At 41.3% G+C, this 22,206-nt stretch carries 21 protein-coding genes and 1 pseudogene; 9 read left to right on the top strand and 13 right to left on the bottom strand.

All coding sequences use genetic code 11. The features are described 5' to 3' along the window. The 5 genes from ACFFAP_RS07160 to ACFFAP_RS07140 all read right to left on the bottom strand — a co-directional run. Positions 1–965, bottom strand: a 965-nt coding sequence (locus ACFFAP_RS07160; protein WP_375510572.1) for a glycosyltransferase, incomplete at its 3' end; no start/stop codon positions are given. A gap of 3 nt (positions 966–968) precedes the next feature. Continuing rightward, positions 969–2,117, bottom strand: a complete 1,149-nt coding sequence (locus tag ACFFAP_RS07155) for a DegT/DnrJ/EryC1/StrS family aminotransferase (RefSeq protein ID WP_375510571.1) — start codon at positions 2,115–2,117, stop codon at positions 969–971. Then, entirely contained in the window at positions 2,092–2,670 is a 579-nt protein-coding gene (locus ACFFAP_RS07150; RefSeq protein ID WP_375510570.1) for an acyltransferase, read from the bottom strand. The genes ACFFAP_RS07155 and ACFFAP_RS07150 overlap by 26 nt, the downstream gene beginning before the upstream one ends. 11 nt (positions 2,671–2,681) lie before the next feature. Then, a complete protein-coding gene (locus tag ACFFAP_RS07145; protein ID WP_375510569.1) occupies positions 2,682–3,635 on the bottom strand; it encodes a methyltransferase domain-containing protein in 954 nt (317 codons plus the stop codon). Positions 3,636–3,770: 135 nt separating this feature from the next. Next, on the bottom strand, positions 3,771–4,166 hold the full coding sequence (locus ACFFAP_RS07140; RefSeq protein WP_375510568.1) for a tetratricopeptide repeat protein: 396 nt from the start codon (positions 4,164–4,166) through the stop codon (positions 3,771–3,773). A gap of 547 nt (positions 4,167–4,713) precedes the next feature. Between ACFFAP_RS07140 and ACFFAP_RS07135 the strand changes: the two genes are divergently transcribed. Together ACFFAP_RS07135 and ACFFAP_RS07130 are read left to right on the top strand one after the other, a co-directional pair. Continuing rightward, the gene (locus tag ACFFAP_RS07135; RefSeq protein ID WP_375510567.1) at positions 4,714–4,911 is read left to right on the top strand and encodes a hypothetical protein; all 198 of its coding nucleotides are present in this window, start codon (positions 4,714–4,716) and stop codon (positions 4,909–4,911) included. A 144-nt stretch (positions 4,912–5,055) separates the two neighbouring features. Then, positions 5,056–5,274, top strand: a complete 219-nt coding sequence (locus tag ACFFAP_RS07130) for a DUF4327 family protein (protein ID WP_012407469.1) — start codon at positions 5,056–5,058, stop codon at positions 5,272–5,274. Positions 5,275–5,447: 173 nt separating this feature from the next. On the opposite strand, the gene ACFFAP_RS07125 is transcribed toward ACFFAP_RS07130, so the two are convergent. The 3 genes from ACFFAP_RS07125 to ACFFAP_RS07115 all read right to left on the bottom strand — a co-directional run bounded on the left by ACFFAP_RS07125 (position 5,448) and on the right by ACFFAP_RS07115 (position 9,990). After that, positions 5,448–6,716, bottom strand: a complete 1,269-nt coding sequence (locus tag ACFFAP_RS07125; RefSeq protein ID WP_375510566.1) for a protein kinase — start codon at positions 6,714–6,716, stop codon at positions 5,448–5,450. 130 nt (positions 6,717–6,846) lie between these two features. Next, the gene (locus ACFFAP_RS07120; protein ID WP_375510565.1) at positions 6,847–8,856 is read right to left on the bottom strand and encodes a serine/threonine phosphatase; all 2,010 of its coding nucleotides are present in this window, start codon (positions 8,854–8,856) and stop codon (positions 6,847–6,849) included. A 321-nt stretch (positions 8,857–9,177) separates the two neighbouring features. Then, entirely contained in the window at positions 9,178–9,990 is an 813-nt protein-coding gene (locus ACFFAP_RS07115) for a basic amino acid ABC transporter substrate-binding protein (protein ID WP_375510564.1), read from the bottom strand. A gap of 264 nt (positions 9,991–10,254) precedes the next feature. On the opposite strand from ACFFAP_RS07115, the gene ACFFAP_RS07110 reads away from it, so the two are divergent. Then, complete coding sequence (locus ACFFAP_RS07110) at positions 10,255–11,457, top strand: PLP-dependent aminotransferase family protein (protein WP_375510563.1); 1,203 nt, start codon at positions 10,255–10,257, stop codon at positions 11,455–11,457. A gap of 125 nt (positions 11,458–11,582) precedes the next feature. On the opposite strand, the gene ACFFAP_RS07105 is transcribed toward ACFFAP_RS07110, so the two are convergent. From ACFFAP_RS07105 to ACFFAP_RS07090, 4 genes are all read right to left on the bottom strand, one after another. After that, positions 11,583–12,038 (bottom strand): hypothetical protein, encoded by a 456-nt coding sequence (locus ACFFAP_RS07105; protein WP_375510562.1) that lies wholly within the window; start codon positions 12,036–12,038, stop codon positions 11,583–11,585. A 366-nt stretch (positions 12,039–12,404) separates the two neighbouring features. After that, the gene (locus ACFFAP_RS07100; protein ID WP_375510561.1) at positions 12,405–13,031 is read right to left on the bottom strand and encodes a J domain-containing protein; all 627 of its coding nucleotides are present in this window, start codon (positions 13,029–13,031) and stop codon (positions 12,405–12,407) included. Between the two features lie 227 nt (positions 13,032–13,258). Continuing rightward, positions 13,259–13,870, bottom strand: coding sequence for an ATP-dependent Clp protease proteolytic subunit (locus ACFFAP_RS07095; protein WP_375510560.1), 612 nt, complete (start codon positions 13,868–13,870; stop codon positions 13,259–13,261). A gap of 97 nt (positions 13,871–13,967) precedes the next feature. Continuing rightward, positions 13,968–14,630 carry an ATP-dependent Clp protease proteolytic subunit gene (locus ACFFAP_RS07090; protein WP_334928315.1) on the bottom strand — a complete coding sequence of 221 codons (663 nt, stop codon included), beginning with the start codon at positions 14,628–14,630 and terminating at the stop codon, positions 13,968–13,970. Between the two features lie 238 nt (positions 14,631–14,868). Between ACFFAP_RS07090 and ACFFAP_RS07085 the strand changes: the two genes are divergently transcribed. The 6 genes and pseudogenes from ACFFAP_RS07085 to ACFFAP_RS07060 all read left to right on the top strand — a co-directional run bounded on the left by ACFFAP_RS07085 (position 14,869) and on the right by ACFFAP_RS07060 (position 20,818). Next, positions 14,869–16,125 carry a VWA domain-containing protein gene (locus tag ACFFAP_RS07085; protein WP_375510559.1) on the top strand — a complete coding sequence of 419 codons (1,257 nt, stop codon included), beginning with the start codon at positions 14,869–14,871 and terminating at the stop codon, positions 16,123–16,125. A 12-nt stretch (positions 16,126–16,137) separates the two neighbouring features. Then, the gene (locus ACFFAP_RS07080; protein WP_375510558.1) at positions 16,138–17,418 is read left to right on the top strand and encodes a VWA domain-containing protein; all 1,281 of its coding nucleotides are present in this window, start codon (positions 16,138–16,140) and stop codon (positions 17,416–17,418) included. A 144-nt stretch (positions 17,419–17,562) separates the two neighbouring features. Next, positions 17,563–17,763 (top strand): annotated as a pseudogene (locus ACFFAP_RS07075) (hypothetical protein). A gap of 808 nt (positions 17,764–18,571) precedes the next feature. Further along, entirely contained in the window at positions 18,572–18,958 is a 387-nt protein-coding gene (locus ACFFAP_RS07070) for a VOC family protein (RefSeq protein WP_375510557.1), read from the top strand. A gap of 374 nt (positions 18,959–19,332) precedes the next feature. Continuing rightward, on the top strand, positions 19,333–20,166 hold the full coding sequence (locus ACFFAP_RS07065) for a peptidoglycan-binding protein (RefSeq protein WP_375510556.1): 834 nt from the start codon (positions 19,333–19,335) through the stop codon (positions 20,164–20,166). A gap of 133 nt (positions 20,167–20,299) precedes the next feature. Further along, positions 20,300–20,818, top strand: a complete 519-nt coding sequence (locus tag ACFFAP_RS07060) for a hypothetical protein (RefSeq protein ID WP_375510555.1) — start codon at positions 20,300–20,302, stop codon at positions 20,816–20,818. A gap of 307 nt (positions 20,819–21,125) precedes the next feature. Here ACFFAP_RS07060 and ACFFAP_RS07055 read toward each other — a convergent pair whose 3' ends face one another. Next, entirely contained in the window at positions 21,126–22,202 is a 1,077-nt protein-coding gene (locus ACFFAP_RS07055; protein WP_375510554.1) for a PIN/TRAM domain-containing protein, read from the bottom strand. Positions 22,203–22,206: the final 4 nt, after the last annotated feature.

Genomic DNA, 22,206 nt, shown 5'->3' with positions numbered 1-22,206 from the left:
CCAGTCAGGATAATTAAATTTGAAAATTCAAAAGAATACTTTTCTTTAATTTTAATAACAATATTTTTTTTTGTAAAAATTTGATAAAGTGTATCAATTGCAAAAAATTTATAAGCAGGATTACCAACCTGTAGTGCTAACATAGCAACATAAAAAGGTGCTAATTCTGTTTCCAGAGAAGTAATATCTATTAAGATATCTGGAAATATTTTTAGGAAGTTGTCATTAACTTCTATTTTTAAATAATTCTTCAGAATTTGAGTAATTTCTAAAGATTGACGGATGTGTTTAGTAGGTTTATCACCACTAGCATTCGTCTCATTTTGAAGAACACGGAATTTTATAAGATTTTCTGGAATTATATAAATTTCGTACTTCAGACAAAGACGTATCCAAAAATCTAAATCTGGGAGTTGAGCAAAGCGTTCATCATAGCTACCAATATGGTCATAACATTTTTTTCTAATCAAAACGCTGGGATGACATAAACAATTTAACCTGAAAAAGAAATAATTGAGCCACTCAAATCTTGTTCTATTAGGCTGGATAAAAATATGTTTATAAAAGTGGTTTTCATCCTGAAAATCATTACCATATTCGTCTATAATCTCTGCGAATCCAAAAACAGCGCCAATCTCTGGATTTTTATCCAAAAAGTTAACCTGTTTCTCTAGTTTTTCAGGAGCAAAAATATCATCAGAACTTAACATTGCTATAAATTCACCTTTAGCTTCGCTAATACACTTATTAGCAGCTACACAAGCACCCTGATTTCGTTCAAAACAAAATAGCCTAATTCTGGTATCTGTAAAACTTTTAATAATCTCCACAGTTTTATCCGTAGAACCATCATCTGTAATAACTAGTTCAAAATCTTGATATGTTTGATTTAAAACACTTTGAATTGCTTCACCTACAAATTTTTCGTGATTATAAGATGGAATAATAACTGTAACTCTTGGCATAATCTATTTCCCTGAGATTTCTAGTAAAATACTACAAATTTTTTCTACTTCATAAGTACTTAAATCACCATACAATGGTAATGATAAAACTTGTTGAGAAATTGCATTCGCTATTGGCAAGTTGACACTGCTTGCTGATGGGAGCTGTTTATAACATGGATAGTCACTACACAAAGGATAAAAATATTTTCTAGTAAAAATATTGTATTCTTTAAATTTTTCATAAACGTAGTTTCGTGAACATCCAAATATTTCTTCTTCAATCCTAATTACAAAATATTGATAACTCTTGGTGCAATTGTAGTTTTCTGGTAACAGTTTAATTCCTGGCACATATTCTAAACATTCTTTATATTTACTAATCAATGCTTTCCTTTTATTTCTTTCATCTTGTATATAATCAAGTACAACTAGACCAATAGCTGCCTGAATTTCGTTCATTTTTCCATTTATTCCAGGCATTACTACTTCTTCTTCATTTTTAATACCAAAATTCTTTAAGAAATCGATCCTGGTTTTGAGGTTTGGATCTTTAAACATTAAAGCACCACCTTCAACAGTATGAAATAGTTTAGTAGCATGAAAGCTCATCATTGATATATCGCCAAAATTCCCAATTCCTACACCATCAATTTCAACGTTAAATGCATGTGCAGCATCATAAATTACCTTTAAGCCATATTTATCAGCTATCTCTTGAATTTTCATAACATTGCATGGTGATCCATACACATGTACGCCCAAAATTGCAGATGTTTGGGGTGTAATCATTGATTCAATTTTATGGGCATCAATATTCATAGTAACTGGATCAATATCACAAAATATGGGTTTGATATTATTCCATGTCAATACATGAGGACTTGCTGGAAAAGTGAAAGGAGTGGTTATAACTTCACCCGCAAGACGTAAGCTTTGACAAGCCGTTATGAGTGCTATTGTTCCATTATTGAATAACGAAAGATATGGAACATTCAGCATATTTACTAGTTTACTTTCAAGTAAAGAATGCTGTGGACCATTATTCGTTAACCATTTGCTATCCCATATCTCTTGTAATTTTTCAGTAATTCTATCTAAACTTGGCAGAATTGGTCGCGTTACATAAATTGGTTGCTCAAAAGATTTATTTTGAATACTTATGATTTGCATTATTATTTAAATTTTCCTGTAGAAATTTTTTGTAGTTATTCAAAACACCTATTCTATCTCTTTCTCCTATTTTGCGATTACCAACATATATCCCCCAAGCATCTAGGTTTTTTGTAACAACTGAGCCTGCACCAACTGTAGCTCCTTCGCCAACAGTCACACCTGGTAAAATAACGCTATTTGCACCAATTACACAAAATTTTCCTATGTGTACAGAGGCTCTTTTAGTATTTCTGTATTTTTCATCAATTGTAGGATTGCCAAAACCCCATTCTTGAAAATCTTCTGAGCCAGTAAAAATTCTTACACCAGAAGATATACCTGAAAAATCCTCCATTGTAAAACACTCACCTCCCGTTATTGAAGCGAAAGATGCAATATGTACATAACTACCTATTTTAATAGTTTTTTTAGCGTATATAAACACAAAATCGTCAATTATTATATCGCTACCAAATTCTATATTTTCTAAACCTATTATCTTTGTATACTCGAAAGTTTTAACACCTGCAAGCCTATAATTTTCAAAAGATATTTGCATAATATTTTTCATGAGATTTAGATTTATTTTCGTGTTTCACATATCAATAAATAATCATTTCGAGTTTCTCGATTTCTAAGTTCTTTCGTGTCACTACAACCCCATTCAACATTTTTCACATACATAAATCCAGCCTCATGTAATCGGCGATGTAATTCTTCACTGTCATATAGATACTGATGTCCCCACCATCGAAAGGCGATATTAATCATTTCAGCTCGTGTTTGAATGAACTGATACTCTGGCCATCTAAGCCAGTCTTGATCTCGCCAATTTTCAGAGGTTGCTTTTTTAAGCAATACATCGAGAGACGGCATAGCTACACGTAAAACACCTCCAACTTGAAGTACACGATAACACTCATTAAGAAAAAATATACCTTGTTCCACAGGCAAATGTTCTAGCATATGTTCGTGATAGATCATCTGGCAAGAGTTATCTTTAAAAGGCAGTCTATTACTGACATCCCATATTAGGTCAACTGTGTTTAATGTTGTGTCTATATCTATATTAAGCCAGCCATTAAATTTGACTTTTCCACAACCAAAATGAAGCTTATAGGATTGAAGAAGCTGATTTAATAATATATTTGTATTCTTTTTGTAGCATTCAATATTAGTGTCAAAGACAAAACTAGAAGCTATTTCCTGGATTTGTTTACGAATTATCCAACTCTTTTGGAAGTTAGTCAAAGTTGCTTGCCTTTGAGCTTCTTTATCTAGAATTTCAATCAATTTTTCTGTCCATTCCGCTAGTTCTTCAGGATCTTCCTGAGCCACAGTTGCAAAAACCCAAGTTGCTTGAGCTTCTTCTGGCCGATCCTGTAGAAGGTAGGCTAGTCCTAAGTAGCAGTAATGTATTATATTGTCAGGCTCAGTTTGTATGACCTGTTCATAAAAGCTTAAAATCTGATCATATTGTCCCTTTAATAAAAATTCTTGGGCTTGCTTTTGCCAATTTAATTCTTCAGTTTTCATTTGAAATGAATTAGCCAACCTGTCAGTTTTTAAGCCAAAATATGTAAATATTAAAAAGAGTAATTTGTCTAAGTGATTAGTTATCTTTTATCTTGCAGGGCAAAAAAGTATGCTTGTTTTTATTGAGCGCAGTTCTTAATCCTTCGGGTTATCTTGCTTCTTAATCTGCTCTAATACAACTTTGTAATCTTGCCGATCAGGGTGCAACTTCACCAGCTTCTCCAAAGGTTCCATCGCACCCTTAGCATCCTTCAAGTGCAACCGCACTATAGACAGTTTCTCTAAAGCGAGTTGGTTTTCTGGTTCCCGTTGTAAAATCATCTCGTAGCCCCGTGCCTGTTGCTGTAATTCTGACTCAACAGAAAAAGACGCAGTTACTGGCTTAGGTTGACTAGCCTGTTGGATTGCCGGAATTACTGCAAACACCGTGGAACCAACAAACGACACTAATGACACTATCGTGACGATCTTTTGTCGCCGCTCAATCTGCTTTTTGCGGGAAATTAAGTATTCATCCCCCGAATCAGTCATGCTTCACATACTTGCTGCGGTAAATACTTAGGTAGTAGCAAGCCTCCCGTTATGAGGTTACCCATCTCCCCAACGAAACTAACATCTTCGCTAAAAATTTTTTACACAAAATTCAAATGCTGACTCTGGAGACAAGGAAGCTTTTATGGTGAGCTTATGCTGTACCGACAATTTTGCTATGCGATCGCTCCTATCGTTACAAAGCAAAACCCTTCAAGTCTTATTCATTGGACGAAAAATTAAGATTATATAAAGATTTGCGATGATTCAGCCTAAAGTCAGATGTTTGCGATATTGTAAATAACGTTTAAATAAATAGAAACAGTAGATATTTCTACTCAATTGCAAATTTACCTGTTAGTCAAAAACTTTCAAACTAGCCTGTGTCCATAGTTCTTCAACAAGCACACATTATTTTTTGTGATTAAAACAAATAGAATTTTCCCAGTCGTCCTCAATCAGACTACATAGTGCAACTTCCCAGACGAGTAATTATTTTTCTCGGCGTCCACAATAGATATCTTACAAAAGGTACTGTTGCACTCTAGTGGTTAAAGGTTACAAGGAAAAAGAAGATGGCGAAAGGTTAAAGCGAAAAGGGGAAACAGAAGCATTCTTTACCCCTTCATCCCTTAATCCTTATCCCCTAAACCTTGGCCCAGCTTCTGCAAAAAGTTTAAGGACTGCTTGGTGGAATTGGAGTTTTGTGGTGGTAATTACCGTACAAAAGGGAATTTACCAGTAATTTAGTAGAGTTTGTTATGGTATAGTTAGAAAGTTAAGACTAGCTTTACCAAAATTACACCACTCTACGATCCGGCAACAATTGCAGAATGGGAAGCAGTTTTAATTAAGTATTTACCAACAAAATCTGAATTCAATCGAGGTTATGACTCAGCAAGTGATTCACCCAATGGTGAAATTGCAGCGCAACGTGCAATCACTCATAGAATCGAACATTATCAAGCCAAGCGATAGCATCTGGAAAATCGCTTTGCTCTACGGTAATGAATGGCAGCACTGGAAACAGGAACTGCTTGACTTTGGCTTTAGTATGCAAGACCCAGTTAGTGAATTGCTAGCTGTAGAAACTTGGGATGAAGAGTAGGGCATGGGGACTGGGGATTGGGTACTGGGAATTGGGGATTAGAAAACTTTTTTTAATCCTTAGTCCTCAGTCTCCAGTCCCTAATCCCTAATCCCTAGTCACCAGTCCCTAGAATTAACTGCTAATACTTCAGTACCCAATCCCCAGTACCCAATCTCCAGTACCTAGTCCCCTTATTGACAAGCAGCTAAACCCCCAGCTAACTCCTTTGCAGTTTGATAGCGATCGCGTGGCAATGGTTCCGTAACGCGATCAATCACATCTCTTAATTGGGAACTAATGGTGGGAACTTTTGCCACATCAAACCTAAAGTTTCGCCCTCGTTGGCGGTAATACTTGAAAGGGTTTTCACCTGTGAGCAGAAAAATCACCGTTGGCCCAATTGCATACAAATCAGATTGAGTCAAAGGTTGTCCTCGTTCTTGTTCAGGAGCGCAGTAACCTTCTGCACCAATACGAGTACCGGGCGCTGTGCCAATTTCCTTAACTGCACCAAAATCTAGCACCACTATGCGATTTACTGAACTTCGCACCATTAAGTTGGCGGGTTTAATATCGCGGTGAATCAGTGGCGGCTTTTGGCTATGAAGATAGTCTAAGATATCGCAGGTTTGGATCATCCAAGCGATCGCTTGGCTTGGCGTAACTGGCCCAGTAGTATAGACACGTCTCTCTAAATCTTGTCCGTGGATTAGTTCCATTGCCAAGTATTTTTTTCCGCCTTCTACAAAGAAGTCGTAATACTTGGGAATTCCCGGATGGTTAAGGGATTTGAGAGTATACGCCTCCCGCTCAAATAATTCTTGAGCTTTGGCAATTTTTACCATATCAGCATTCATTTGCTTCAACACCAGCAATTGTGGCATACCCGCAATCTGACCAGCCGCATCCCAAGCGAGATAAGTAGTGCCCATACCTCCTTGTCCGAGAGTTCGCAACACCTGATAATGGCGAATTTTCTGTTGTACTGAGAGAGGTTGGCCGCAGTGGATGCAAAACAGATTGTTTGGGGAGTTGCCTTCATGGGTGCAAGTGTATCTACCTTGGGCTGAGTAGAGTGTTGCAACGGCGTTCTCTTCTGTTTCTTGCATTTGTTGCGATCGCACACCAGTTTCTAGTACTGTTACATCCTGAATTTGGAATTGCAGTATTGGGCCTCCCTGTGCCAGTTGCAACAGTGAATTATCTGGTAACGGACTCTGAATCACAAGGACACCGTTGAGGAAAGTCCCATTAGTACCTTGACTAATCAGCCGCCAACCACCGTCATTGTCGGCAGAATCTACTTGTCTCAGTTCTAGATGATGCCGCGAAACTAAACTATCAGTTAAAACAACATGATTATCTGCCGCTCGACCAATCCGAATTATGGAAGAGTTCTCAAAGCACCACTGCTGGAGGGGCGTTTTCTGTTGCGGTTCTAACAGAGTCAGACTAACCACAATACAACCTACAAGTTAAGAGGATTAGGGATTGGGGATTGGGGATTGGGGATTGGGTATAAAGAATTTTGTCCTAGTTCCCAGTCCCCAGTCCCTAGTCCCTAGTCCCTAATCCCCAGTCCCCATTTTTTCAACTTTCCAAATTTGGGCGTACTTTTGCCCGGACAATTATACCAGTAATATTGTCGTGACCATTGTGTTGGTTCGCCAACTCAATTAAGTCTGTAACGCCCCGTTCTAAGTTAACGCCAGAAGAACTAAGTAAGGGTTCTAAGTGAGTCTGCCAATGGGTTTCTATTAAATCATTATCTGATAGACCGTCCGATGCCAACAGCAGAAGAGTATCTTCATTGATCTCGAAAAAGCCCACATCGGGATTAATCGAGTTTTCGTCACGAGGCCCCAAAGCTTGGGTGAGTTGGTAGGCATCCGGGCGGGCGTAAGCTATGCTTGCTTCCACTCCGCGTGTAATTTCCCGTTGCCCAACTTCGTGATCTACTGTGACTTGTTCTAGTCCCCGCTTGCGCGTTAAGCGATAGAGACGGCTATCTCCCACATGAGCAACTGCTGCTTGAGTGTCTTGAATTAACAGCATTACCAGAGTTGTACCCATGCGCCCAACTCCAGAACGGGCATCTTGTTGATTGAGCTTGTAAATCGCCTCATTAGCTAAAAACACTGCCTCACGAATGCTATCTTCCGTTGGCAGTTGGTTGGTAATCCAGTGTTCTTGAAAGTATTGCCGTAGGGTGTTGACTCCTAACTCACTGGCTATTTCGCCGCCAGCGTGTCCACCCATACCATCACAGAGAATATACAAACCATGCCCTTGCAGAACTCGACTTTTGGGCAACTCCAGCTTTTGAATTTTGGTTTCAATGCCAAAGTAGTCTTCGTTATGATGACGTTGACGCCCTACATCTGTGCCTCCTGCATCTTCTAAGCTACTTAACTGCATCGTCAGCACAACAGTTGGCATATCATCAATTTTGCTAATGATATCTTCCGGCTCATCTGATTGCGGCATAATGGGCACAGCAGTATTTTTCTCCTTTTTTGGGGGTAAAGTTGCGGTTCCTAGTGCTTCCAGTTCAATAGAGATTTCCTCCAAACGCGATCGCACTTGTGCGATCGTCTGAATCTTACCTACCTCTAAATCCCCCAACATCTGGACTACAGGGCCAAATTGAGTGCGTTGAGATTGCCTAAATAGCGCTTGCCAAACCCGCCCCAAAGCTTGAATGCTTAACGGTTGCTCTGGCATAGCAGATGTTTCGGCTTCGGCATCTTCTGGCGACTCGGTGACAGGCAAAGAATTAGATGATTCCACATACAACCTTTGTAGCGCCAGCGTTTGGTCTTCATCCAATCGCAAATTCGACAAATCTAAAAGGCTTTGACGACAACCTACTGGTTCCAATAATGCCCAAAGTTGGGTCATTTCATAACACCAGTGTAAAATTTTTAACGAACTCGTTGTTTCTTCTTGCCATAAATCGAGTAAAAGCTGCCAATGTGAGCGGTCTTCGATTATGACTACTTGCATATTTCCCTGCTGCCATGCATCGTGAATCGGCGGTATCCCCGCCTGACCTTGGCATTCTAAGGCAATATAAAGTTTCGCAAGGTGAGGAATTCCACTTGCTTCCACTGATGGCGTTAGCAAATCTGATTGCTGAGTTGCTAGTATTGCCTCAATGGGTGATATTTGATACGGCTGGCAGTCTAGAACTCTCACACCTACATCAGCAATGGTGGCAGTTTCCGTTTGAGCAGGTAGCGGATCTAATAATTGATAGCGCTCTTGGGAGTCTAAATAGGAGCCTAATGCAATCTGAGAACTATCAAATAGAGGAGATGAGGAAGATATTGCTCTCTCATCTCCCTCTACTCCCACATCTTCTCTTTGATCTTCTTGATCTTTCTCTACTCCCAAAGCTTTCGCAGTCGTTTCCTTAGCAATAATTGCCCAAAACACTGTTCCACATTCCGTGCCACAGTTATGACAACGTAGTGCATTCACAGGTACATCATCGGTACTGCATTCAGGACAGACCTTGTGGGTCAGGGACGTGCCACAGCTTTGACAAAATTTATTGCTATTGGGGTTTTCAAATTTACACTGAGGGCAAATCAGCATAGTGGAAGTTCCTTTATTCCCGTTCCAAGGTGCTTCTAGCCACTAAGATCCAAGGTGCCACAATTGGCTGTCCCTGACTACAGTAGACCTACAAGAGATTGTAGTTTATCAATGAATTTTGGTGGCAGTATTAATTGTGACGCATATTAGATAAATATTTCATATATTGGCAGGCAATTGCTTATAAATGGGGAATGAGGAATGGGGCATAGGAGGACAAGGGGACAAAGGGACAAGAGGACAAGGGGGAATTATTGAATAAGTCTCTCGTCTCTCCCTTGTCTACCCCCTCTTCCTTCCCCAATCCCCAATCCCCTATTGTCAAGAATCTGGCAATTGCGGAGGGTCAACGTTAAACCATTTTAGATAAATTTGCTTGTAAGTGCCATTGGATAACAAAGTCGCTATACCTTTGTTAATTGCATCTAGATGGGGGGAGTCAATAGGAGTAGCAATCCCGTAGTATTCTTGGGTGAGCAGGTCGGCAACAACTCTGATGCCTTGGAGTTTGCCATTTTTAATCGCATACAAAGTAGCGAAAGCATCGCTAACGACAGCATCAACATTGCCATTGAGCAAGTCTTGGAAAAATTCTGGCCCAGAATTAAAAGTACTAATTTTGGCGTTGGGGATGGTTTTGGCAAAATCTGCCCCAGTGGAACCAATTTGTACAGCGATTTTTTTACCTTTGAGACTATTGAAGTCTTTAATATTTTGATTGTCTTCGCGGACAGCGATCGCTAGTCCGGCTTTAAAATAAGGTCGTGAAAAAGCAATTGTTTTCAGGCGTTCGGCGGTAATCGTGATTCCACTAATTGCTGCATCGACTCTTTTGGCTTGCAAGGTCGAGATCATGCCTTCAAAGGGCAGACTTTCAAACTGGACTGCAAAACCTGCTACTTTAGGGATGCCTGCGGCGGGCGACGCCAACGCATTCATCAAATCAATATCAAAACCTTCCAAGTTCCCGCTAGCCCTTTGGATTTCAAAAGGGATAAACGTAGGGTCTGTAGCAACCTTGAGAAGTTTAGCATCTGGGTTAGTAGTGGGATAGAAACTTTTACAGGCAATAATCAGTAGTAGACAGCCTAAGCTTAGAATTAGCTGCTGCCACTTGAGGTTAATTAATTTCACTGTAGTAATTCCCTTCTATCAGTCAATATTCACGATACTTGTGATCATGTTATAAGGAAGAATACATCCGTCAGCAGCCAGAATCCACCATGAATTCTGGGCGACTAACGAAAGTTTAAGACCCCTACTTTCTTGAAAAGTGATGCTCATGCGGATGCTCGTTCCTCCCTATCGCTATACAGATCAAAGGCTTCCTCCGATCTGACTTTTCGCTAATTGCCTTCTTGTGTGTTCTGTATTCTGACTTCCAATTTTGAACTTTTTATGGCTGCCACTACCCCTGCTTACCGAATTGCTGATTTATTCGCCGAACGAGCTAGAAACATCGCACCACCAACCTATAGTACAGAGTTAACCAAAATCGCCACTGTCAGCTTTACATACGGTCTAGCTGATCCAATTCTCTTTCCTCACGCTCACTTGGCTGCTGCAAGTGCCACTGTGCTGGCAGAAGAGGCTCCGATCGCTCTCAATTACGGCCCACCTTCAGCTCAACTATACGAGCAAATTATCCTCCGCTTGCAGGCTAAAGGAATTACTACTGATCGCGATCGCCTGATCATTGGCTATGGTTCTGGTCAGATTCTGGGCTTGCTACCAGATGTGTTTGTCGAACCTGGTGATGTGGTAATTGTGGAAGGCCCAACCTTCCTGGGAGTAGTTGTTAGATTTGTCCACGCTGGCGCACGCATAATTACCGTTCCTGTAGATGAGTTGGGGATGGATGTAGATGCTCTAGAAGTAACTTTGAGCGACTTGAAGAAGCAGGGCATCCGGCCCCGGTTTATTTACACCATCCCCACCTTTCACAATCCCACAGGCACTACTATGCCGTTATTTCGCCGTCAAAAACTGGTAGCATTAGCGGCTGAATATGGCGTGGTGGTAGTAGAAGACGATGCTTATAGCGATTTGCGCTTCCAAGGAGAAACTGTGCCCTCCCTGGCAACCCTCGACAAGGAGGGGTGGGTATTATACGTGAGTACCTTCTCGAAAATTATTGCGCCTGGTATCCGCCTGGGATGGGCTTGTGGCGATCCAGCGATTATTGAGCGGCTAGCAATGTTCAAAAGTGAGGGGCCTGTGGGGCCATTTGTCAGTCATGTGGTCGCCCGCTATTGTGCCACAGGCAAACTAGATAATCACATTCAAGAGTTAATTGCCTGCTACAAGCATAAGTGCAATTTGTTGTTAGAAGCGATCGCTCAAGAGTTTCCCAGTGATATAGTTGCTTTGCGACCAGATGGTGGCTTTTTCGTTTGGTGTAAATTGCCGCCAGACATTAGCGCCAAAGCACTCCTAACTGCTGCCAATGAACAGGGCATCAGTTTTCTGCCAGGGACTCGCTGCTACACCAATGGACAGGGTGATGATGCCATCAGGTTAGCTTTTAGCTTTCAGCCAACACAGAAAATTGTTGAGGGAATCGCTACATTAGGAGCAGTGTTGCGCGGATGGCAACGATGAGCGTACCAATTTTAGATTTTATGGAAAGTCCAATCGAGGGAAATCTTCGCTCAGACTTTCCAATTTATGAGCGGTAACAATTCGCGAACCGCTCTCCCTTTTCCACATCCGATGAAAAGTCGCGCTTAGTACCAGTTAGTGCGGGTGACGACGGTTCCGGTGCCGCAGACTAGGGCAGCGCGGGAGAGGCGACCACTGAGGTTATTGCCGACCTTCGTGTAGGCAAAGTTAATGCCCGGATCGACGGTCTCGCCAACATAGTCCCAGCTGCTGGGGTTGGGGTTACTACTGCGGGTGCGATCGAGGTAGACCTTGCAGTAGGGCGGCGCGTTGTCGATTCGCGCGAATGAACCGCAGCCGTCGCTGTAGAAATACTTCAGTGTGATGGTGCTTCCAGTCCAGGTTGCTTTCTTGCTCTGCAACAGGTTGTAACGGCAGGGCGTAGACTCCGGGTATTTACCTTCGTAGGTATAGTTTGGATAGCCCGGACTGTTGAACGGCGCAGCCTGAGCGGCGGTCGCAAACGCTAGCGATGTGGAGATGAATAGGCCGACAACCCTGGTGATTGTTCTGATCTCCATGAGTGATTTCCAAATTTAATTTTATATTTATTTACTAGATTAATTATTTATAGGAAATAGGCAGAAAAATTTCCAAATATGTAACAAAAATCTAAAGTAATTAACTCTCTTTAATTTCTCTGAAAAAATAAAAATGAGAGCCTATTTTTCAACTGTAAATAAAGCGATAATTAAAGTGTTTATTTTCTAACAGAATCCTAAAATCAAGGTTTTTAGTAAAAGTTTTATACTCAGAACCAGCCCTTTCAAGGTGAATCAGCATTTTTTGGGGAATTTATTTAACTGTATTAGTCGCAGATAACACAAAAATAAGAAGAATTCTTGTCCAAAAATTTTATCCGTCTTGAAAAGGCTAATTTTGAATCTTTAAAAAATTTGCTCCAAGCGCTGGAAATCGCGCTGGACTTCATACCAGAGACTTTTATTATGTGGGTCTGTTTTCAAGGCTTTTTTGAGATAAATTCTGGCTTTGAGTAGTTGTTTTTCGGAAATTAGCGCCCGTCCCCAAATTTGATAGGCGATCGCTAGCCATTGACGGACTTCTGCATCTGTTGACAAACGAGCTGCTAAAGCTTCCGCCAGAGCGATCGCTTGCGGAAATCGTCTTTCTTGCAAAAATCGCTGCAATTGATCGTAAGTCTTCCACTTCAGCCGTTCTTCTATTTCCAATACATTAGGCGGCTTTGGTTTCCCTGGTTCTTGGCTTGTCACCGTTGTTGTCGGTGTTTTCTGCCTATGCGTTGCCTTAGCGTCATCACGCACACCATATGTTGACACCTGAGTTGAATATGTCACAGTTTCCTCTGGCAGTACCACCGTCAGCAGGAGTTTGTACGCCTCTGTCAACGCAATAAACTTATCTTTGGCTTTGTTGTCATCTGGGTTGATATCGGGATGATATTGCTGCGCCAATCGTCGGTAAGACGCTTTGATGTCAGCAAAAGAAGCTCCCGATCTCAAACCTAGTAAACGGTAGCAATCTCCAAGATCCATCTTGAGCTATGAGCTATCGAATATCCAGCAAGAGGTTATCAGCTATCTGCTTCACGCCTGAACTATTAATAATAAGGGCTAATTTGCTATTTTTAAGTTCAATGTTTACAGTTTGTTTGGGGAAGGGAATGGGGAGTGGGGATTAGAGACGCGATTAATCGCGTCTGTACAGGAGTTAGAAGTTAGAATTCTTCTCCTGCTTCCTCATCCCCCCTACTCCCTACTCCCTACTCCCCTGTTATTACCGAGGTTCGGTCTTCAATCACACGGTCAATTAAACCGTATTGTTTTGCTTCTTCGGCAGACATGAAAAAGTCACGATCCATATCTTTTTCTATCTTTTCTATGGTCTGACCGGTTTTATCGGCATAAATACCATTGAGCTGGTGACGAATCCGCAGAATCTCTCTAGCTTCAATTTCGATATCGGTTGCTTGTCCACGGGTGCCACCTGAAGGCTGGTGAATCATAATCCGTGAGTGAGGCAATGCTAGCCGTTTGCCCTTGGTGCCAGCTGCCAGCAGGAAAGACCCCATTGAAGCAGCTAAACCTACGCAAATAGTCACTACATCTGATTTGATATGTTGCATGGTGTCAAAAATAGCCATGCCAGATGTAACCATCCCACCTGGGGAATTGATGTATAAATAAATATCTTTACCTGGATCATCTGAGTCCAGATACAGCATTACAGCGATAATTTGATTAGCAATTTCATCATCAATATCTCGCCCCAAGAAAATAATCCGTTCCCGGTAAAGGCGATCGTAGATGCTAATCCAATCTGTATATTGTCCACCGGGCATCCGGTAAGGAACTTTAGGAACGCCTATAGGCATAATTTACTCCGTTCTTAATAATTTGCGGACGGTAGGAGAGTTAGGAATAACTCATAACTCCTGTAAAGACGCGATTAATCGCGTCTCTCAGCACTCACTAAAGGACACTGGCAGGGAGTGGGGGATTGGCGAGTTCTTCTTTTTCAAAAACTCTGTCAATCAGTCCGTATTCCTTTGCTTCATAGGGTGTTAGATATAACAGCCGATCCATGTCTTTAATAATTTTTTCTGGGGGCTGTCCAGTGGTGTTATGTAAGATATCAACTAACGCCCCTTTATTTACCAAAACTTCCCTGGCGCGAATTTGAATATCCGTTGCTTGACCTTGGGCGTAGCTCTTGGGCTGATGCAGGATAATCGAGGAGTGAGGCAAACTAGCGCGGCAACCTTTTGTACCAGCACTGAGGAGCATCGCTGACATACCCATTGCGGAACCGACGCAGATGGTGTGGATCGGAGGCTTGATATATTTCATGGTGTCATAAATGGCGAAGGCTTCGGTTTCAAAGCCAATGGGTTCGCCACTGTAACCGGAAGTGCCGGTAGAATTGATATAAATTTTAATCGGTTTTTCGGGGTCGTCGGATTGCAAAAACAGCAATTCGGCCACGATTAATTCCGTGACAGCAGGTACCAGTGGCATCCCAATATAGACAATTCGCTCCTTCAATAAGAGGGAAGGTAAATCTGGCGGTGGTGTCCGGTAAAAGTTATCGCCGTAATATGGGGCTTGAACAGCCTTGATTGGGGAAATGTCCATAGCAACTGATCGCCTGAAACTATGCCGTTAACTGTAATACATCCTAGCGCGATGCACGCTTCCCTCAAGGTGCGGATTTCTCCCTAATGCTGAAGGCGGCTTTGCATCTGCCAATGCTTGGCTTCTAAGATATTCTGATTATATTAGTGTATTTGTGTTGGATAGGTTTTCCGTAGAGCTAAAGTGGTGCTTTGAAGTTATTTTTTAGTATGTATATCCGGAATAGGGACTTTGAGTTATGAAGGTTAATTTGCACCCTGCCTTGAATGATGGTAATTTGGACGCAAATCAACTGAACAGTCAACGTCAGTTGGGAATTTCGATTTCCGCGATCGCAGAAAATCAAGACCGCAATGTGCCCCTGAATTTATGCTTAATTCTCGATCATAGTGGTTCTATGAGTGGGCGATCGCTAGAAACGGTCAAAAAAGCAGCGAATCGTCTGGTAGATAGACTTAATCCCGGCGATCGCCTCAGTGTTGTAGTTTTTGATCACCGTGCCAAAGTCTTAGTACCTAGTCAAAGTGTTGAAGATCCAGAAAAAATCAAACAGCAAATTAATCGCCTCGCCGCCGATGGTGGAACTGCGATTGATGAAGGACTGCGGTTGGGAATTGAGGAGCTGGCGAAGGGTAAAAAAGATACTGTTTCCCAAGCCTTCTTATTAACCGATGGGGAAAATGAACATGGTGATAACAATCGCTGTTTGAAATTCGCCCAATTGGCTGCTAGCTATAATTTGACTTTAAATACTTTGGGATTTGGTGACAACTGGAACCAAGATGTTTTAGAAAAAATTGCCGATGCTGGCTTAGGTACTTTATCTTATATTCAAAAACCCGAACAGGCAGTGGAAGAGTTTAATCGCCTGTTTAGCCGTATTCAAACGGTGGGATTGACTAATGCTTATCTGTTATTCTCCCTGATGCCTAATGTCCGGCTAGCAGAACTCAAACCTGTGGCCCAAGTTTCCCCAGACACAATTGAGTTACCACTGCAACAAGAAGCTGATGGACGTTTCGCTGTACGGTTGGGAGATTTAATGAAAGATGCAGAACGGGTAATCTTAGCTAATATTTATTTGGGACAATTGCCAACAGGTGAACAAGCGATCGCTCATGTGCAAGTCCGCTACGATGACCCAGCCGCCAACAAGGTAGGTTTAGTTACACCAAATATCCCCGTTTATGCCCATGTAGTCAAAAATTATCAAGCAGACCCGAATCCCCAGGTGCAGCATTCTATTTTGGCATTAGCTAAGTATCGCCAAACCCAGCTAGCCGAGACGAAATTGCAACAGGGCGATCGCTCTGGTGCGGCGACGATGTTACAAACGGCTGCTAAAACTGCCTTGCAAATGGGAGATACTGGTGCAGCAACGGTGTTGCAAACTTCTGCCACCCAGCTACAATCTGGTGGAGATTTATCTGAAAGCGATCGCAAGAAAACCAGAATTGTCTCCAAAACAGTTTTGCAAGATACCCCTCCTCAGTAAACTCAGGTTTAGATGAAAGTTAAATTGCTCTCGGCGTTAAATGACAATAATGTTGATGTGGCTCAAACAAGTAGCCAACGTCAACTAGCAATGACGATTTTTGCGCTCGCTGGTGAGTTTGACCAAAATCTGCCTCTTAATCTCTGCTTGATTTTGGATAGAAGTGGTTCCATGCATGGACAACCAATTAAAACGGTGATCCAAGCTGTGGAAGGATTAATCGATCGGTTGAAAGTAGGCGATCGCATTTCAGTTGTCGCTTTTTCCGGTTCTGCGGAAGTGATTATCCCTAACCAAACCATCGAAGACCCCGAAAGCATCAAATCTCAAATTAAAAGCAAACTCAGCGCTAGCGGCGGTACAGTCATCGCTGATGGTTTGGAACTGGGAATTACAGAACTGATGAAGGGTACAAGAGGCGCTGTTTCCCAGGCGTTTCTCCTAACGGATGGACATGGTGAAAGCGGTTTGCGGATTTGGAAGTGGGAAATTGGGCGAGATGACAATAAGCGCTGTCTTCAACTCGCCCAAAAGGCTGCCAAACTGAACCTAACTATTAACACTTTCGGATTTGGCAATAGCTGGAATCAGGATTTGCTAGAAAAAATTGCTGATGTCGGTGGTGGGACTTTAGCTCATATTGAACGTCCTGAACAAGCTGTGGATCAGTTTAGCCGACTGTTTGGACGGATTGAGTCGATTGGGTTAACTAATGCCTACTTGCTGTTATCTCTAATGCCCAATGTCCGACTAGCAGAATTGAAACCCATTGCCCAAGTTGCCCCAGACACAATCGAGTTACCATTGGAAGCCGAAGCTGATGGACGTTTCGCTGTACGTTTGGGAGATTTGATGCAAGATGTAGAACGGGTAGTTTTGGCTAACATTTATCTAGGACAATTGCCAGAAGGTAAACAAGCGATCGCGCATCTGCAAATCCGTTATGATGACCCGTTGGTTAACGAACAAGGCTTACTTTCGCTTCTCGTGCCAGTGTATGCAGATGTAGTGCGGGCGTATCAACCAGATTCTAATCCCCAGGTACAACAGTCTATTTTAGCATTAGCAAAGTATCGCCAAACCCAGTTAGCCGAGGCGAAATTGCAACAAGGCGATCGCACTGGTGCAGCCACAATGCTACAAACAGCAGCCAAAACCGCTTTACAAATAGGAGATAAAGGGGCGGCGACAGTGTTGCAAACTTCTGCCACTCGCTTGCAAGCTGGAGAAGAACTTTCCGAAGCTGACCTGAAGAAAACTAGGATTGTATCAAAGACCGTTTTACAGGAATAGTAAAAATTCAGCGTTGCTGATTAACAAGATGAAAGTTTCGCGCCAAAGCGTAAAGCGAGAAAAAATATTTTATTCCTCAATTGAGCAACAAAGTAGTTGCATATTTCTAACTTATTGATTAACAACTACCGAAGAGTTTGACTTGTGCTGATCCAGAAGATTGTCCAAGAATTGCAAGACATTCCTGAAGACAAACTAGCAGAACTTTATGACCTAATTCACTACTTTCGGCTAGGTTGAAGTCAAGAAGGTACACAACCCCGCACCCCTGGTTTATTGAAAGGACAACTCGGCGATGCTTTCTTTGAACCACTACCAGAAGATGAACTCCAGCAATGGGAATGAGCTACCTCATCGACACCCATATCCTGCCACAATGCTACAAATTTTAATTTATTTACACGTAGTTACTTAAGATTTTTTCTGTTTTTTCATTAGCGGAGTTAATTAAACATAAAGTGAATCGGCTGAAAAATTAAATATAAATACGTGATTGAAGTAATATTTAGGTATTAAATATATACAGTAACCAGCTATCGAAGGATTTTTGCTGAATGAAGCGATCGCTACGCCCGCCGCAAGCATCGCAAGCCAACGACTCAACGATATACCAAAATGAATGTGGAAATTACTTAAATAAACAAACTGGGGTTTGAGAAAGCGATATCTCTTTTTACTTGCGGAAAACACCTTTAGGAGAAAGCAAACTGGGGTTTGAGAAAGCAATATCTCGTTTTGCTTGCTAAATCTACTGAAATGAGAAAGCAAACTGGGGTTTGAGAAAGTAATTAAGCATTTTGAGTAAGCAATATGCCTTTTTGCTTATTGAATATGAAGTTTTGAGAAAGCAATAAGCCTTTTTGCTGATTAAATATAAATTTAAGTTAAATTTGTGTTCCTGATAGACGATTGTACTCCAAGCAAAATTTGATAGCAGGTAACAGGAAATAAGGCTTCTGCCACTAAAATAGAAAAATCATTCACGAGCGTTGTAGTTATGGATAATGAAGTTGAACTACTTGAATACTAGCGAGAACTCACACCCCAAAAGCAACAACTTTGCTTTAAAGGTGGGTAAACTTCCGCTACAGTGTACTAGTAAAATTCTGCTAAAAGTGCTAAATGTAAATGATTGGGAGCTTGAGAAGTATACATGAAAACCACTGGTATTCATCATGTAGCAATTATTTGTTCTGACTACGTTCGCTCAAAAAAATTTTATGTAGAAGTTTTAGGCTTTTCGATTATTCAAGAGACTTTTCGTGCCGAAAGAAATTCTTATAAATTAGATTTAAAAGTTGCAGAAAATACTCAAATAGAACTATTCTCTTTCCTAAATCCTCCAGAACGAGTCAGTAATCCAGAAGCTTGTGGTTTAAGACATCTTGCTTTTGAAGTTGATGATATAAAGCAAACTGTTGATTACTTGAAATCTCATGATGTTGAAGTAGAAAATATCAGAGTTGATGAGATTACAGCTAAGAAATTTACTTTCTTTAAAGATCCAGATAATTTGCCATTGGAGATTTATGAGGGTTAGAGGTTTCAGAGATATCTTGCGTAAGTCCTACCCCTTACACAGAGAGCTTTTTAGGTTTTCCATAAAATCCATTTTGAGATAATAATCCATAACCTGATATAGCAATCTTATTTGGTTGTAAAATTAGTTGTAGAGGCAGGTAATAGGCAATAGGCAATAGATTTTTTTCACGAATGACTTAGGATTGCTATCTATAGCAATCCGATTTGATTCGGTGAATTACTCGTAGAGACTGGGGACACAACGACTGCGCTCAGTGCATCGCTCAATACTAGGAAGAAGGAATAAAGGTATACTGAGTTTTTTTCACGCAATCAAATATGAGTCTTATACTATAAACTCCTCTCTTGAAAAGTTTTGCATAAGAATTAAGTATGACAAACGTTGAAGATATTATTAATAAGTGCGATACTGGTTTGAGCAAGGGTCTCAATTTGCAGATTATTGCTGTAATCAACACAATTGTTCCGAATTTACTTGTCAATTTTGACGATCTAGACGTAGATGTGTCAGGTGATCAGATTAACCCATATCTGCAACCTGCTGCTAAACAGTCACTACGTTTGGCGATTAAAGAACGTGGAAAACAACTCGTTGTTAACTCAGCTTATCGAACGGTTGCCCAGCAGTATCTTATACGTAAACAGTATGAGAGGAATCTGTGTGGAATTACTGCTGCTGCTTATCCTGGTTCTAGTAATCATGAAGGCGGTTTAGCATTGGATGTAGAACATGCTGATGATTGGCAACAGTTTTTTGAACGGCACAATTGGTATAGGCTTGGTCGAGATTTTGACTTTCCTCACTATGACTACAAATTTCCTGCTGCTACTCGCAGAGATTTAGGCAAAATTGGCATCACAGCTTTTCAGAAATTGTGGAATCAGTTTAATCCCAAAGATCGCATTCTTGAAGATGGTGATTATGGGCCTCAGACTGAAGCACGACTGGCAAATTCACCTGCTGAGGGCTTTAGAGCTATTCCTGTTAGGACATTAGGATTAACAAACCCACCTATGCAGGGCGATGATGTCAAAAAAGTGCAAGCAGCATTGCTAAATGCTAAAATAGCGAAAATAGATATTAAAGTCACTGGAATTTTTGATGTTGCTACTGAAAATGCAGTTAAGCAGTTCCAAGAAGCAACAAAGCGTTTAAGTGTAGATGGTAGGGTTGGAGAAACGACGTTGATAGCGCTGGGATTATAGCTGAATATTTGGTTGTGCTTGGATAATATTTTTTATGCAACTACTGACAAAATTTGGACAAAAAAGTTGATAACAGCTTTGATAATTTATTTTTGAGCTTCCTCAACTTGTCCCATTGGAATCATTATTTAATATGAGTATCATTTCCTTGAAGCATCTAATTATAGGTGCAAGTATTAGTTTACTTTCCCTACTGTCTAGCTTGAGCGTCCAAGCCCAACAAGAGTCACAAACTATTGAGCTAAAAGTTCATAGCGAAAGCGATCGCAAACAAAGCTGTCCAGACAAAGTTATAGTTACTGAAAAAGCTCGTCCTTATCAAGAAGGTGGTTTTGCGACAGATGGCTCTGTTGACCTGAGTGCATACGCAAGTAATATCTCTGTCAATGGTAGTAATAGATTTAGCGTTACATGGGTTGGTAAGCTAAAGCCAAAATATGCCAAATGTTTGGCATCTGCTGGAATAACAAAGGTTGATGGCAAAGACTACTCTGGAAACACCAATTATTTACGGACGCATTTTTTCAAAGGTAAGGTTTACTTCATCCTGGATTTGGCTGGCGGGCACGACGCTAATGACTATCCTCTGATCGTTCTTAAGAAGAGTTTAAATAATGGCAATCCAGCGTGGAGTTGGGGTGGAACTGATTAGAGTTACGAGTTAGTATACCAGGGATTCAACGCCAATTTAAGTAATATTTTGTCTGGATAATTGTATCATGTCCGCTTGATTAGTTATGATTCCAGACATCTAGTTTTTTGAGCTTTTCACGTTCCACCGTCAACATAAAATGGGTTGTTTTCACTAATAGAAGGCCAACATTCAGAACAGACAAAAATCCACTTGTTACCCTTTTGATATTTCACCCTATACAAAATCGGTGCAGTCAACCTGCACCGATGGCTGCGCCGACGCTGCGCGTACGCACAATTAACTCTAATTGCACCTGGCATTTCCCTCACGCCAATGCAGAAGCTTGGGGTTTGGCAAAAATCATTCTTCCTGCGGTGGTTTGCAAAGCACTGGTGACTACCACCCGCAATTCACCACCCACATAACTACTACCTTCTTCAACAACAACCATTGTGCCGTCATCTAGGTAGCCAATACCTTGACTGGGTTCTTTGCCTTCCTTGAGAATTTTCAAATCAAGGTTGTCGCCAGGTAAATAACTAGGACGAACGGCGTTTACTAAATCATTCACATTTAAAACAGGTACTTTCTGAACGCTGGCGACTTTAGACAAGTTGTAGTCGTTGGTTAGCAGTGTGCCGCTAATTTCTTGAGCGAAACGCACTAACTTGGCATCCACTGTGGGAATATCTTCGTAGTCAACTGCATTAATCAGGATGCGATCAGAATATTCTTCTTTAATGCGGTTGAGAATTTCTAGTCCTCGTCTTCCCCGCACCCGCTTTTGGTCTTTACTAGCATCTGCTACTTGTTGAAGTTCTTGCAAGACAAACTGCGGTACAAGAATTTGCCCTTCCAAAAACCCTGTTTCTAGTAACGCTTCAATGCGACCATCGATAATGCAGCTGGTGTCTAAAACTTTGGTATTAGCGGGTTTTAGCGTTCCTTCCACTACCATTGATTCGACGGTGTTGGGATTAATGAAGCGCAATAAGCCTCGCCCGTGGGTATCTGCCAAATTCATCCCAGTGACGGAGAGGATAATACTGCCGACAACTGCCACTAGTGGCTTAATAAATCCAAAATCTGCCGGTATAGGTAGTAAAAATAGTGGGGCTAGCATGAGGTTAGCTAGTAATAGCCCAATCACTAAGCCGATCGCACGAGTTAAGATCACTTCCAGAGGCATTTCTTTGATTTGTGATTCTAGGCGACGATATGTCGTCTGGAAACTCAGCCCGATCGCACCACCAATAATAGCGGCAAAGACGGCAACAACTAAGCGTAAAGCTTCAACATTTGTTACCTGATCTAGCGTGCCATTGGGTAGTAGTTCAATGCTGTAGAACGCTATTCCCGACGCTGCTAGGATAAATGAGAAAATAATAATGGCGTCAAGCATGGTT

This window comes from uncultured Nostoc sp., from assembly GCF_964245575.1.
In the GTDB taxonomy this organism is placed as follows: Bacteria; Cyanobacteriota; Cyanobacteriia; order Cyanobacteriales; family Nostocaceae; genus Nostoc.
Note: the sequence above shows the minus strand (reverse complement) of the source record. Positions and strands in the feature narration are given on the sequence as shown.